Origin of the sequence: Algicola sagamiensis DSM 14643 (assembly GCF_000374485.1) — a bacterium.
Classification (GTDB): domain Bacteria; phylum Pseudomonadota; class Gammaproteobacteria; order Enterobacterales; family Alteromonadaceae; genus Algicola; species Algicola sagamiensis.
The window spans coordinates 382,123-396,651 of sequence record NZ_KB894492.1 but is presented as its reverse complement, the minus strand read 5'-3'; the positions used below and the strand labels follow the sequence as shown (position 1 = coordinate 396,651).

Genomic DNA, 14,529 nt, shown 5'->3' with positions numbered 1-14,529 from the left:
GAAAAATATTCAGGTGATGTAAGGTATGATGCGTTCACTCGCACAAGTTTCTGTCCAACAATTAAAAGGTGTTGGCCCGAAAATGCTGGAACGATTAGAAAAAATCGGGATCCATAGTATTCAGGATCTTCTATTTCACCTGCCTTTGCGCTACGAAGACCGCACTCACATCTACGCGATTGCCGACTTGCGTCCGCAAATTCACGGGACAGTGCAAGGAACTGTCGAGCGTTCGGAAATCGTCAATGGCAAACGCCGGATGATGACCGTCAATATCAATGATGGTACTGGACGTCTCACACTGCGCTTTTTCCACTTTAGTGCTGCCCAAAAGCAAACATTCGCAACGGGTGCACATATTCGTTGCTATGGTGAAGTCCGCCGAGGTCACCGTGGTTATGAGATCACTCATCCCGAATATAAGTTTGTTGAAGAAGACGCTATTCCAGAACTTGATGATGTTTTAACACCTGTTTATCCAACAACAGATGGCCTCAAGCAGGCATCGCTTCGCAATCTAACCGAGCAAGCGCTTACTTATTTAGAAAGTGGCCGTCTTGATGAATTATTACCGAAGGAGTTTGCACCAAACCAGCTGTCGCTTGGAGGAGCGATCTATACACTCCATCGACCAACTCCGGATATTTCCATTACACAATTAGAAACTGGCACGCACCCTGCTCAACAGCGATTGATTTTTGAGGAGTTACTTGCGCAGAATCTCAGTATGCTCAAACTTCGTCAGCATCATCATGGCCATCAGTCCATTCCGATGACAATAGATGAAGACGTCGAGGCCAAATTTTTATCGCTGTTACCTTTTTCTCCAACCAATGCACAACATCGGGTTGTGCAAGAAATCCGTCATGACCTCAAGCAATCGATTCCCATGATGCGACTTGTTCAAGGAGATGTTGGTTCTGGAAAGACACTCGTTGCAGCTTTATCGGCGCTCACAGCAATTAGCCAAGGCTATCAAGTCGCACTGATGGCACCAACAGAACTGTTGGCAGAACAACATGCAATCAGCTTTCAGAATTGGTTTGAACAATTGAATATACAAGTTGCTTGGCTTGCTGGTAAAAGTAAAGGTAAAGCACGAGCTACAGCGCTCGACATGATTGCAAGTGGCAATGCGCAGATGGTGGTGGGGACTCACGCTTTATTTCAAGAACAAGTGGTTTTCAATAACCTCGCTTTAGTCATCATTGATGAACAACATCGTTTTGGTGTCCATCAACGTTTAGAACTACGCGCAAAAGGTGCCTCTGGCGATGTTTACCCACACCAGCTCGTCATGACGGCGACACCAATCCCCAGAACCCTTGCGATGACAGCTTATGCAGATATGGATACATCAATCATTGATGAGTTACCGCCAGGAAGGACACCAATCAATACCATAGCAGTCCCAGATAGTCGGCGTGAAAATATCATTGCCCGTGTTGAAGCAAACTGCTTAAACGAAGGGCGTCAAGCATATTGGGTGTGTACGCTGATTGAAGAATCCGAAGTCCTTCAATGTCAAGCTGCTGAAGATACCGCAGCGGCATTAATCGAAGCACTGCCGGATCTGAAAATTGGACTTGTTCATGGCCGGATGAAAGCACAAGAAAAACAGTCCATTATGGCTGAATTCAAAGCAGGCCATATTCACTTGTTGGTTGCGACAACCGTCATTGAAGTCGGGGTTGATGTGCCCAATGCTAGCCTCATGATCATTGAAAATCCTGAGCGCCTTGGATTAGCCCAACTCCACCAGCTTCGCGGCCGAGTTGGACGAGGCTCCATCGCTTCGCACTGTGTGCTTCTCTACCAAGCCCCATTATCAAAAACCGCACAAAAGCGTCTTGGTGTTCTTCGAGAAACAAACGACGGATTCGTGATTTCACAGCGAGATTTAGAGATCCGAGGGCCAGGTGAGATCCTCGGCACACGCCAAACAGGTATTGCAGAACTCAAAGTCGCAGATTTGGTTCGGGATGCTTATCTGATCCCAGATGTTCACCGTGCCGCAGGCGAAATCTGGCAACTCATGCCCGAAATAGCACCACCACTCATTCTACGCTGGCTCGGGAATAAACAAAAATACGCACAAGCTTAGCACTAACGCGCTATCTCCGCTTATACCTCTTCTAATTTGGATACCAATAATTGACGAATTTTTGGGTAAATACGCGTACTCTGCTGCGCCAATTCTTTTTGTTCATCCAAAATATTTCTGAGGTTCTCTTTTGTCGTCAATGGATTGGCAAGCACCACACGAAAGACGACCAGGTTCTTTCTTGAATAAGCAGCAACGGGTAATTGGGTTCTGGATACAAACGAAAAGCCCGCTTCGCGTTGACGTTTTTGGATAAATTTTGTCAGCCCATTCAGCAGATCATTCATTTCAGAAGCCTCATCATCAGTACATTCTGATAAATAGGCTTGAACACCATCTGGCAAATATCGATAGGTCAATAAACAAAGCTCTGGTGCCGTGATGAGTTCGTAATTTGGATCCGATTTGATCATCTCAGCAAACATCCGTGCTTTTTCAATACTGCCATCGATGAGAAGCTCGTAACCACGTCGTCCAATAATTTGCAAACTGCTGTGGACCATCATCGCCATACCTGGACGAGACCCTTCCAACGTATGACTACCTAAATCTTTTGAACCTCGACGGAGGATATACTCCGCATGGTGCTCAATAGCATCTGCATTCGATGAATTTTTAAACACAACCATCCCTGCTCCCATTGGTATATACATCTGTTTATGTGCATCAATGGTCACGGAATCAGCACGCTCAATTCCTTTGAATAAATGACGGTAGTTGTTCGATAACAACGTCGCACCACCCCATGCTGCATCGACATGGAAGTAACAATCAAGCTCCTCGGCCAAATCAGCGAGTTCATCCAGTGGGTCGACATTTCCTGTTTCTGTTGTTCCAGCAACACCAACGATCGTCATCACCTGAATGTTTTGAGACGCCAGCTCCTTTGCTTTCTGCCGCATCGCTGAAGTATTCACCTTGTTATTTGCATCTGTTTCAACGGATATCAACATGTCTCGACCAATACCGAGCAAGTCAGCCGTTTTACCAAGAGAGTAATGTCCCCTTTCGGAAACAAGTATTGCTAAACCTTGATAGCCATAATACTGCATCGCACGAAACAGTCCTTCCTTTGCAATGCCGCGAAAGTTGCCATCAGGCTTCAATAAACGATTTTTCGCTATCCACAGTGCTGTCATATTCGCCACTGTACCACCAGAACAGAATGAGCCTAATGACAGCGTCGAGCTATGCATAGTCTGTGTGTAGAACTTTTCATCAAAACCATAAACAAGGCGGTGCATCATGCCGAGCACTTGTCTTTCTAATGGTGTAAACGCTTTTGATGTTTCGATTTTGACAAGGTTTTGATTCAAACCAACCATCAGCTTGGATAAAGGAAGAAGAAAGTAAGGTAATGCTGAGGTCATATGCCCAATGAAGCTCGGTGAAGCTGTATGTACAGACTGAGATACCGCTTTTTCAAGCAAATTTTGAGTATACGTCGAAACAAAAGTTGGCTCTTCAGGAATGACTGGATCGCGGAAGTCTTTCTCGATTTCATGCAATGGCTTTTCAACAGCCACGATGTTTTCTTTCAAAAACCCTGCAAGATTCTCTGAAATTTCGTGTTCTACCTGACTTAATTTCGAATCTGGGGCTTCTGGAACCGTAAAGATCCGAAGAATTGCGTCAAGGGATGCCTCAGCGGCACGTTGCTTTCCCGACATAGATAACTCAAATAACCTTTATATTCAGTATGTTAAAACCCGTAAAAAGTATTTCGACTTTTAAAATACAGGCCAAAACCCTGCCAACTATCAATGCTGACAACACTAAGCGAGCGTAACTCTACTCTAACTGAAATGAAAAGTCTCTATTTTGCACTGAGAATTTGCTCCCTTCAATGCATGTTCATAAAGGTGACGGAGAAATAGAAAAAAGTATTTAGTTTTTATTTTTTCCTCTGTTACAGTAATAAAATGCACGATTCCATAGACTTATCACATGCCGATACTTAGACAGAGTCGCTTCTTTCTTTCTGGGTTAATCATATTCATTCTATCCATGGGAGGGTACATCTATTACTCCTACCAAAAAACCCATGATGCGATTATGGCACATGCTGATGAAAAGCTGCGTGCTGCAGCATTAGGTGTTCGGGATATTCTAGGTCCCTACTTTCATGATGGAATCATTGATAAATCTCACATTTCACATCAAGAATATAGCCAGATCACTCGGCGGTTATCTGACTTTTCAAAAGGCATTGGTGTTCAATATATCTACTCAATGATCTTAAGGAATAACAAAGTTTATTTTACTTCATCAAGTTATACCGATGCCGATATCGCTGAAGATAAAATGACTTACTTCTTTGACTACTACCCTGAGGCAACAGAAGCAAATAAAGCTGCATTTCGCTCAATTTCACCCGTATATGAAGAGTCGGTCGACCCCTGGGGACACTTTCGCTCCATCTTATACCCAATGGTCAGTCAAGATGGTACGGTTTATCTTGCTGGAGCAGACATTCTGATTTCAGACTTAAACAACCAGCTCAATACCGCAATACACGATGCGTTGATCACTGGGTGCTTCTTCTTCTTTCTCCTCGTTCTCACTGGATTAATTTATCGGCATACGATGCGCCGTAATTTGATTATTGATGCATCAACTGGATTTCAGAATTATCTCGCGCTTTCTGAACAACTTGAACATGATCGCGAAATCCATCATCAGGTCGCAGTCATTATTGTGAACGATTTGGAACAAATCAGTAGTTTTTACGGGATACAGGTCGCCAACGAGTTAATGGCTGCTTTAATGCAGAAAATATCTCTCTCCATGTTTGGCTACCGACTGTATCGATTAAATAGTAACTCGATTGCAATTCGACGGACTTCAAAGTTGCCAGATCATGAGCTGGGTGATCGACTCAAACAGCTGGATCTCGATCAACCCATATTACGTTACCCATGCTTGTATGCATCTGTGGTAATTGGCATTGCTGTTGGAAGTAAAGAAATTGTCATTGAAAATGCGGTGATCGCCGCAAATCAAGCGCATGCCGTCAGAGATCCAATTATTACCTTTGATCAATCTCTACATTCCATCAAAGCCTCATATATCCATAATTTGATTATCGCCAGAGATGTCCGCGAGGCCTGCAGTAAAGAAAAGATAGAGCCCTATTTTCAACCCGTTGTGGATTTGACAAATGGCAAGATCCTGATGTTTGAAAGCTTAGCCCGTATTGTCACACCGAATGGCACAATTCTAGAACCACACGATTTCCTAACTGTCATTGAGAAAAGTCGACTCGATCATCTACTTTCTCGATCCATCTTCCTTAAGACCGCTGAGTATTTTAAAGATACGAATTACAGCTGGAGCATCAATCTCACTTTAAATGATCTTATGGATGAAGGATTTCAAACCCTTGTGAAAAATTATCTGGCCACATACCCCAACCCTTCTCGGGTTTCTTTTGATTTATGTCTAAACCAATCCATCGAATCTTTCTCGCAAATCAGGCAGGTGATCCAGTCTCTTCGTGCCATTGGGATCAAATTTATTGCCGATGATTTCGGCTCAGGCTTTTCAAATTTTTCTTACCTGATCAAACTTGGACTTGATGGGTTTAAATTGGATGGAAATCTGACCAAACAAGTATGTCTCGACAACAGTATTCGATTGTACATCAGTTATTTACTACGCTTTGCGAAAGACACCGATATGATTGTTATTGCAGAATCTGTTGAGGATAGAAAAACACTGAGTGAATTAGAAAAAATTGGCATTGAGTACGCCCAAGGCTTCTATTTTGGGCGGCCAGCTTCCGTGCCAAACTTGCTCTCAGGGGATGAAAAAACTCAGCCCCCGCCAAGTCATCACCCCATCATCCATCAAAGCGATCAAACTCAATCTGAACCCTGGCAAAGTTGACAAGAAACTTGCCAAGTCTGATGGCCACTTTGGAGGTATTTGCGTTCAAATGGTGTCATTGGTTCATCAACAATATATTGCGCCTTATGACTTTCAATTCCTGCAATTTCCAACGCACGGTGAAACTCATCAATATACGTCTGCCAATTGCTGCGCACAAACAACTGTCCGCCCAACTGTAAAATTGTTGAAAATATTGGTGCGCCATGCCATCGGCGCTGGAGATGTTTCGATTTTGGCCAAGGGTTTGGATACAGCAAGAAGTGAATATCAATCACCCACCCCGCTTCTAATGCCAGTCGCCAAAAGTCATTTAAGTCTGCTCTTACAAGCACATAGTTCTTCTCTGCTGTCACATCACCGTCGTGTCGATTGATTCTAGATAAAGATTTATCAATGCCCACCACAAGTGCATCTGGATGACGTTGCGCAATGTACTGTGTACTTTCACCCACCCCACAACATGAATCCAAAATTATTCGTCCAGAATGAGCCTGAACCAGTTGATTGACCTGTTCAAAAGCTGCAACTGTGTGCGCAGCGTACGGCTTTTGGAATTCGGTCTTTAAGTGCTTTGTCACCACGGTATCCAAGTGTTCATGGATACCCTCTTGATTTGATACAACTTCGCGCGAGTTTCCTGTAAACATCTTAGCTGCGTAACCCTTTTCCTGTAGAAATTAAATACATTGCTAACCCAAAAAATACAGCGATAAACCCGATCATGACTGAATATGCCGTCCACATCGACACATCACTAATCCCTAAAAAGCCGTAACGGAAGGCATTGACCATATATACGATTGGGTTGAGTTGACTAACGCCTTGCCAAAAAGGAGGCAATAAGCTCATTGAATAAAAAACACCACCCAAATAGGTCAGTGGTGTCAAAATGAATGTCGGGATAATATTAATATCATCAAAACTCTTCGCAAAAACGGCATTGATTAAGCCTGCTAAAGAAAACAAGGCAGAGGTTAATACAACCGTCGTAAAAATAATTGGAATGTTATGTAATTCGATCGCTGAGAATACCATTGATACCAGTGTAACGATCCCACCAACAAGTATACCTCTCGCCATGCCTCCCACCATATAACCTGCAACAATCACAGCATTTGGAACTGGGGCAACCAACATTTCTTCAATAAAGTTTTGAAATTTAGCACCAAAAAAGGATGATGTGACATTCGCGTAACTGTTCGTGATCACAGACATCATGATGAGACCAGGAACGATAAAACTCATATAATCAACGCCTTGCATTTCACCAATACGCGAGCCAATTAAGTTACCAAAAATAACAAAATACAAAGACATTGTAATGGCTGGCGGAACCAAGGTTTGCACCCAGATCCGCATAAAACGAGATATCTCACGATAAATAATACTTTTTAATGCAATTCCATAGCTTGGGTGCCACATGATTACTGCTCCCCCTGTACCAATCGAACAAATAATTCTTCTAAGCGATTTGCTTTATTTCGCATGCTTTTCACCGTAATCCCTGCCGCAGAAAGCTTATCAAATATATCATTGAGCGCTGTCGATTTTTCAACATCCACTTCCAATGTATGATCATCGACCCAAGTTGAGAATAGGCCTTCGATTTTCGGCTTGAATGGCATGGGATCCGTATCAAGAATGAACGTTTCCTGATTGAGCTTAGCCAATAGGGACTTCATAGATGTGTTTTCTACTATTTTTCCTTTATCAATGATGGCAATGTTACGGCAAAGCATCTCTGCTTCTTCTAAGTAGTGTGTCGTGAGAATGATCGTGATCCCTTGTGCATTAATTTGGCGAAGAAAGTCCCACATGGAGCGTCGTAACTCAATATCTACACCTGCTGTCGGTTCATCCAGAATCAGGAGTTTAGGCTCATGGATCAATGCTCTGGCAATCATGAGGCGACGCTTCATTCCCCCAGATAACTCTCTTCCTCGATTATTGCGTTTATCCCACAGATCAAGCTGCTTTAAGTATTTTTCTGCACGTTTGACCGCTTCCTTTCTCGGCACGCCATAATATCCTGCCTGATTGACAACGATTTGTTCTACGGTTTCAAATTGGTTAAAGTTAAACTCTTGTGGTACAAGTCCAATTTCCCGTTTCGCTTCATTGAGATGGGTTTCCAAGTTGTAGCCAAAAACCTCTACTTTTCCGCCAGTCTTATTGACAAGCGAGCTGATCACCCCAATCGTTGTCGACTTTCCAGCACCATTTGGCCCTAACAGTGCAAAGAAATCCCCTTTTTCTACTGTCAAATCGATGCCTTGAACCGCTTTCACCTGATTTGGATATGTTTTTTCTAGTTGTTGAATTGCCAATGCATACATTACTTCTGATATCCCCATCGTGGAACAAGCATTTGTTCCACCTCTAAATGATCAAGAATTCGAGCAACCATAAAGTCAACCAAGTCATCAATTGACTCTGGTGAATGATAAAATCCGGGTGAAGCAGGCATGATCACCGCACCGAGTTGCGTCAGTTTCAACATGTGCTCAAGATGGATTGCGTTATAGGGTGTTTCACGCGGTACTATAACCAGCTTCCCACGCTCCTTTAATACCACATCAGCAGCGCGTTCAATCAAATTATCACTGGTTCCCAATGCGATAGATGCCAAACTGCCCGTGCTACATGGGCAAACAACCATTTTTTTGGGTGCAGCAGAGCCAGACGCAACCGGAGAAAACCATTGGTCTTTGCCAAACACTTCAATTTGCCCGGGTTCGGCGTTTGTCAGTTGTATAAAGAACTCACTCGCTTTTTCCGGTTTTGAAGGAAATTGGATATCGGACTCTGTCGCCAATACAACACGTGCAGCACTGGAAACCATCAGGTAAACCTGTTGCTTCGCCGTCACCAGTGCCTGAATCAGCTTTAAAGCGTAAGGCGCACCAGAAGCGCCTGTTATTGCAACAGTAATTTTTCCTTGGAGTTGATCTTTCTTCATGAAGTATGCGTCTCTGCTTTCAAAGATAAAGCCTGAATCAATTTTTGATGCAAACCATCAAACCCGCCATTGCTCATGATGAGGATATGGTCTCCATCTTCGACGCTTTCAAGCAATGCATGAAGGATTTCTTCAACATTTTGATGGATCTGAATTGCTTCAGCGCCACTCAGTGACTCAAATGACCACTGTTGTGATGTCGACTGAAGTACATGGATTTGGTCTGCCTTCGCCAGTGATGGCAGCAATGTCGTCTTATGAATGCCCATTTTCATCGTATTAGAGCGAGCTTCCAATACGGCAACAATTTTGGCTTCACCAACATGGTCGCGTAAGCCTGACAATGTTGTTTGAATCGCCGTTGGATGATGCGCAAAATCATCATAGACAGTAACACCTGCAAACTCACCAAGTTTCTCCAGTCGCCTTTTCGGCGCTTGAAAATGAGATAAAGCATCGATGCTATGCTCAGGTAAAACCCCGACATGACGAGCTGCGGCAATCGCCATCAGTGCATTTTGCATATTATGTTCACCGATCAAAGGCCATTGAACTTGTCCTTGTGCTTTCCCCTCAAAGTAAATCTGAAAAGTACTGCAATCATTTTCAGTTTTCTTCGCATACCATGAAGCATCTTTGCCACTCAACTCCAGCTCGGACCATATGCCTTGTTCACGAACTTCTGCCAGTGCTACGTCATCTTCAGGCGCTATGACTTTCCCACTCTGAGGAACAATCTTCATCAAGTGATGAAATTGACGTTGGATATCCTGTAAATCACGGAAAATATCGGCGTGATCAAACTCCAGATTATTCAGGATGAGTGTTTTCGGATGATAGTGAATAAACTTGGAACGTTTGTCGAAAAATGCACTGTCATATTCATCTGCTTCAATGACAAAAAAAGGTATTTCCCCAAGGCGAGCAGATACACCAAAGTTTTCTGGTACACCACCGATAAGAAACCCAGGTTTCATTCCGTTATATTCCAGCAACCATGCAAGGATACTGGATGTCGTTGTTTTTCCATGTGTACCAGCAATAGCGAGCACCCACTTTTCTCTAAGTACATATTCTGATAGCCACTGTGCACCTGACATATATGGCAGGCCCTTCTCCAGAATATATTCTACACACGGGTTTCCTCTTGATAACGCATTGCCAATCAAAATGAGATCGGGTACTGGTTCCAATTGCGCAGGAGCATACCCTTCGGTCAATATGATCCCCAAAGACTCCAGTTGTGTGCTCATGGGTGGGTAAACATGTTGGTCAGAACCCGTGACATGGATGCCCATCTCTTTTGCAATTGCTGCGATCCCACCCATAAATGTACCGCAGATTCCAAGAATATGTAGATGCATTATTTTGCACTGCCTTTAAATGAGAATATGCCATTGTCTAATGGCAAAGATTATCTTTGCAAGCAACAATCTGTGAAAAGCCTTCACTGGCAGTTTTCCTGCTCGGCTAACCGATGAATATAATGACGCCTCACGTTATAAAGAAAGGAACATCGACGATTGAGATCAGTTCACTTTTTATATAGAATCGGAATGAGTTGTTATGTGGTATAGGACCGTAACGTATTCAATGGAGCGTCTCTTAATATGAAATTGAAATCGCTACTCGCGTTATCAGCGTTAAGCCTAAGTTTGCTATATGTATCTCAACATGAGCCTGCGTGTACAAGAGATACGACAACTGAATCCCATGTTAAAAACGGACAACACTTGGCGCCTTCCGCCGATGTGTCAACAGACATTTGTCATGCGCAAGCTTCAAATCAAAGCTGGTTTGCTTGGTTTACGGGTAGCAGCCGTTCTTTTCAATTTCATTTCGTTGATCTATTCGAGTTGATGAACTTCCAACCCAAGCGTCGTTATCAACCACCAGCAAATGAAGGACCTTAATATGTCCGTAAAGACTGTGCCAAAAAAAACACGTTTTAATCTTTTGATGATTGTGCAAAGTGTCTTTGCCGCTGCTTTTGGTGTCCAGAGTAATCGGAGAAGAGAAGAAGATTTCCAACAAAGTTTCTGGCCTTACGCTGTTGCAGGTATTCTTTTTCTTATAATCTTTCTTGTCAGTTTGATGGGGATCGTACAATTAGTATTGCTTTAAGTTGTCTTATAAAAGCGTACTACGATCATGGTTTGCCTACCTATGGATTATTTATGTGACTGTGGGTGATACATCGCGAATAACTCTTTCACCTTTTGGCGTGTATGCCCCTTCTGACTGATTGTTCGGCCAACATATTTTTGTTTTAAGTCCGTCGCTTGTTCATAAATCTTGCGGGTGAGTGTTGTATCATGGTTACTAATCAGGACCGGTATACCCTTTCCAAAGGATGCTTGCTCTGCTTGGTTTGCAAGTTCAGCTTGATCATCAAGTGAAAACCCATTCCCCGCATAAGTAGTAAATGAAGCTGTTTTACTTAAGGGGACATAGGGCGGATCACAGTAAACAATATCTCCAGTTTTCAGCTTGTTGAATAAACTCTTATAATCCATGCAGGTAAACTCAGCTTTTTGCGATTTTTCTGCAAAAAAATGAAGCTCTTTTTCTGGAAAATATGGTTTTTTGTATGAACCAAATGGGACGTTGAATCCACCCTTTAAGTTATAGCGACACAGGCCATTGTAACCGTGGCGGTTTAAATATAAAAACAGCAGCGATCGCTCAAACGTATCTCGGCTGGCATTAAATGCTGCTCTGATCTCTAAATAGCGATTTTTTTGATTATTTTCAGGAGAAAAAAGCTTACGCGCTTCAGCAATATAGACGTCATGCTTTGTTTGCAAAAGCTGATAAAGATGGATGAGATCCTTGTTGATATCATTGAGCACATACGACTCAAAATCCGTATTCAAGAAAACAGAACCAGCACCAACAAAAGGCTCAACTAAACGCCCTTCTTTTGGCAAAAATGCAGCAATATCTTCGACCAACGCGTACTTACCGCCAGCCCACTTTAAAAATGCTCGGTACTTTTTTTTAGCCATTCTGGCGTCTGCACTTCTTTCAAAATAAAACGCGTATTTTAAAACGTTTCTCAGCTATTGAAGTAGTCTTTTTTGATTTATTTTTATTTCTTCTTGTACTGCTTTTGTTGGCTTCGACCAAGGTGACTGCTTCTGTAGCGATTTTGGTAATGAGGAGATATGTGATTTTGCATCATCTCTGTTTTGGAATGGCCCCATCAACACAATATACCAGTCTTTGGATTGCCGCTGCGTTTGATAGACAAGCAGGTCATTGAGTTGCTGATACTCTGAAATAAATTTCTTCATCACACTTTCCTGACTCAGCCCTGCTAACTGTAAAATATAAGTGCCTTCCGGAAAATCCAAAATCTTTTGGTGATCAAAACGATTTAAATAAATCTGTTCATGTGTTTGCTCAAGCTGAGGGGGACCAGCTTCATTCGCCATTGGTGTTGGGGGTTCTTTGACTGTTTCAATAGAAACAATCTCTTCATTGAGTACTAACTCAGTATCAACCGTTTGTTCAATATTCTCTTCATCAGATCCGATAGAACTTTCTTGCTCAACAGTTTTATCCGGATAGCTTTTGGGCTCATCCAAAAGTTCATTCTCTGACTTAGCCGGATTTTTTAATGCATTTGCTTGTTCAACGCCCTGATATAAGTGTTGAGGGTCAAGTACAGTCTGATCTACAGACGGTGTCTGTGAAATTGTTTCTATCGCTTCTACGTGGTCAGTTGGCTTATTTTTTTGTTTCGATAAAGCGTGTTGTTGTGGGCTTTCCTCAATTTGGTATAAAGACCGAAGCGCTCCAAAAACACCGATAGCCATGGTCACTGCAAAACCAAACAAATAAAAAAAGCGAGATAATGGTCGAAAATTCTTCTGTTCAGGTTGCGTTGAAGGTGAGTGATTGAACTCATGAAGCATGGATTGTGAAGTATAAGATGGGCAATAAATCTCAACGGGCTCTGGTAACATCTGACGAATAGGTGCAGTAATCCGATCAGCCTCATTCACAATAAAAATAACCCGAATCTTTGATGAGCAATTTAAAAGTATCGCAAGCTCGCGCTGGATAGATTCCCACAGTTGATCGAAGTTCTGGATCATCATTAAGTAATGATCCGTTGATTGGCTGGCCAATATTTCAAAAGATTCAAACAAAGGGAGCTCAGGATCAATCTCGTCATTCGGAAACCATTGTTGAAAAAGTTGATGAGAGATGATGTCTAAGCTTTGCTCTTGTGTTGCCGACAAAAAAGCTCTATTTGCCTCTGGTGCAACGCGGTCGAGGTTGACAGGCTCCGGTAAAACACTCGGCTGTGGCTGCGTAATCAAAAAAACAACGGACTGGGTGTACCGAATCAGAAAATCTAATCGTTCAAAGAGTTCATCATGATCTAACATTGGAATTTGTTTAACATGTGTGCCACTGACGGCATCTTATCAAGTTATTTGGAGCGCTGTATAGAGGAGGAATAGGGAAAAGTATGATAACTCGTTGATTATCCGAGGATCGCTTGGAGTTCATCGAATCGAACATCATCAAATATAGCAGTTCGGCCAATCTGAGTAGGTAGAATAAAGCGCATCGTCCCTTCTTTATTCTTCTTATCCTTTTGCATATGTGGAATATAGTCTTTGGCTCGCATTGATTGCGGCCCCTCAACAGGCAGTTGGAATACAGCTAAAATTGATTTTACAGCGTCAACATCCGATTGTGGAAGCCAATTTCTCAACTGAGCAATCATCATCGCATAAACCATACCAGCAGCAACGGCTTCACCATGTAGCCAGTCACCATATCCTAACTCAGCTTCAATCGCGTGCCCAAAGGTATGCCCTAGATTCAGGAGTGCTCTCAACCCCTCTTCTTTTTCATCTTTGGAGACAACTTCCGCTTTGATTTCACAGCAGCGCTGGATCATCGATTGGATCACAGTCGGCTCTTTGGCAAGAATGTCAGACTGATGCTTCACAATCCAATCAAAAAAATCTCTATCCCATAAGATCCCATATTTGATCACTTCTGCCATACCCGCTGAGAACTCTCTTGGTGGTAATGTATTCAACATGTCCGTATCAATCAGCACTTGTTTTGGCTGATAAAATGCACCAATCATGTTCTTACCCAACAAGTGATTCACTGCTGTTTTTCCACCAACGGATGAGTCAACTTGTGCCAATAATGAGGTGGGGATCTGAATAAACGGAATGCCACGCTGATAACATGCAGCAACAAACCCACAAAGATCACCAACGACACCACCGCCCAATGCAATCAATGTTGTATCACGCCCCAAGTTCGCAGAGAGTAACTGCCCGACCACAGCTTCAAAAGTCTGAAGATTCTTATATTGCTCCCCATCATCAATGATGACTGGTAGAACATCAAAATCTTTTAGCCAGCTTTGGATTTGTGTTTGATAAAGTGGATAGATCGTTGAATTGCTTATCACTGCAACACGCTGCGTCGAAATAAGGCGTTTTGCAGATAAAGAAGAAAAGAGTGATTGTCCGATATAAATCGGATAGCTGCGTTCGCCAAGGGATACTTCCATCTCTATCATGAACACAGCTCC

13 protein-coding genes are annotated in these 14,529 nt (G+C 42.8%); 4 read left to right on the top strand and 9 right to left on the bottom strand.

The window, feature by feature from the left end; genetic code table 11:
• Positions 1–25 precede the first annotated feature (25 nt).
• Complete coding sequence (gene recG, locus C505_RS0105435) at positions 26–2,104, top strand: ATP-dependent DNA helicase RecG (protein WP_018691579.1); 2,079 nt, start codon at positions 26–28, stop codon at positions 2,102–2,104.
• 20 nt (positions 2,105–2,124) lie between these two features.
• Here recG and panP read toward each other — a convergent pair whose 3' ends face one another.
• Positions 2,125–3,774: a pyridoxal-dependent aspartate 1-decarboxylase PanP gene (gene panP, locus C505_RS0105430; RefSeq protein ID WP_018691578.1), complete on the bottom strand. Its 1,650-nt coding sequence runs from the start codon at positions 3,772–3,774 to the stop codon at positions 2,125–2,127.
• A 277-nt stretch (positions 3,775–4,051) separates the two neighbouring features.
• Here panP and C505_RS21530 point away from each other — a divergent pair, with 277 nt between their 5' ends.
• The gene (locus tag C505_RS21530; RefSeq protein WP_083938272.1) at positions 4,052–5,992 is read left to right on the top strand and encodes an EAL domain-containing protein; all 1,941 of its coding nucleotides are present in this window, start codon (positions 4,052–4,054) and stop codon (positions 5,990–5,992) included.
• Here the strand turns inward: C505_RS21530 and trmB are convergent.
• Genes trmB through mpl form a run of 5 tightly spaced genes read right to left on the bottom strand, consistent with a single transcriptional unit; the run spans position 5,968 to position 10,318 of the window.
• Positions 5,968–6,642 carry a tRNA (guanine(46)-N(7))-methyltransferase TrmB gene (trmB, locus tag C505_RS0105420; RefSeq protein ID WP_018691576.1) on the bottom strand — a complete coding sequence of 225 codons (675 nt, stop codon included), beginning with the start codon at positions 6,640–6,642 and terminating at the stop codon, positions 5,968–5,970. The two genes, C505_RS21530 and trmB, sit on opposite strands and share 25 nt — an antisense overlap.
• 1 nt (position 6,643) lies before the next feature.
• A complete protein-coding gene (locus C505_RS0105415) occupies positions 6,644–7,417 on the bottom strand; it encodes an ABC transporter permease (protein WP_018691575.1) in 774 nt (257 codons plus the stop codon).
• A gap of 2 nt (positions 7,418–7,419) precedes the next feature.
• Positions 7,420–8,331 (bottom strand): ABC transporter ATP-binding protein, encoded by a 912-nt coding sequence (locus tag C505_RS0105410; RefSeq protein ID WP_018691574.1) that lies wholly within the window; start codon positions 8,329–8,331, stop codon positions 7,420–7,422.
• Positions 8,331–8,954, bottom strand: a complete 624-nt coding sequence (locus tag C505_RS0105405; RefSeq protein ID WP_018691573.1) for a flavin prenyltransferase UbiX — start codon at positions 8,952–8,954, stop codon at positions 8,331–8,333. Before C505_RS0105405 ends, C505_RS0105410 begins: the two co-directional genes overlap by 1 nt.
• Positions 8,951–10,318 (bottom strand): UDP-N-acetylmuramate:L-alanyl-gamma-D-glutamyl-meso-diaminopimelate ligase, encoded by a 1,368-nt coding sequence (gene mpl, locus C505_RS0105400; protein ID WP_026317769.1) that lies wholly within the window; start codon positions 10,316–10,318, stop codon positions 8,951–8,953. The genes C505_RS0105405 and mpl overlap by 4 nt, the downstream gene beginning before the upstream one ends.
• Before the next feature lie 246 nt (positions 10,319–10,564).
• Here mpl and C505_RS0105395 point away from each other — a divergent pair, with 246 nt between their 5' ends.
• Both C505_RS0105395 and C505_RS0105390 read left to right on the top strand, forming a co-directional pair.
• Complete coding sequence (locus tag C505_RS0105395) at positions 10,565–10,867, top strand: hypothetical protein (protein ID WP_018691571.1); 303 nt, start codon at positions 10,565–10,567, stop codon at positions 10,865–10,867.
• Position 10,868: 1 nt separating this feature from the next.
• Entirely contained in the window at positions 10,869–11,078 is a 210-nt protein-coding gene (locus tag C505_RS0105390) for a DUF2970 domain-containing protein (protein ID WP_018691570.1), read from the top strand.
• 47 nt (positions 11,079–11,125) lie between these two features.
• Here the strand turns inward: C505_RS0105390 and C505_RS0105385 are convergent, their stop codons facing one another.
• The 3 genes from C505_RS0105385 to aroB form a co-directional block, all read right to left on the bottom strand.
• A complete protein-coding gene (locus tag C505_RS0105385) occupies positions 11,126–11,962 on the bottom strand; it encodes a Dam family site-specific DNA-(adenine-N6)-methyltransferase (protein WP_018691569.1) in 837 nt (278 codons plus the stop codon).
• A gap of 54 nt (positions 11,963–12,016) precedes the next feature.
• Positions 12,017–13,354 carry an SPOR domain-containing protein gene (locus C505_RS0105380; RefSeq protein ID WP_018691568.1) on the bottom strand — a complete coding sequence of 446 codons (1,338 nt, stop codon included), beginning with the start codon at positions 13,352–13,354 and terminating at the stop codon, positions 12,017–12,019.
• Between the two features lie 98 nt (positions 13,355–13,452).
• Positions 13,453–14,517 (bottom strand): 3-dehydroquinate synthase, encoded by a 1,065-nt coding sequence (gene aroB / locus C505_RS0105375; protein ID WP_026317767.1) that lies wholly within the window; start codon positions 14,515–14,517, stop codon positions 13,453–13,455.
• Positions 14,518–14,529 lie beyond the last annotated feature (12 nt).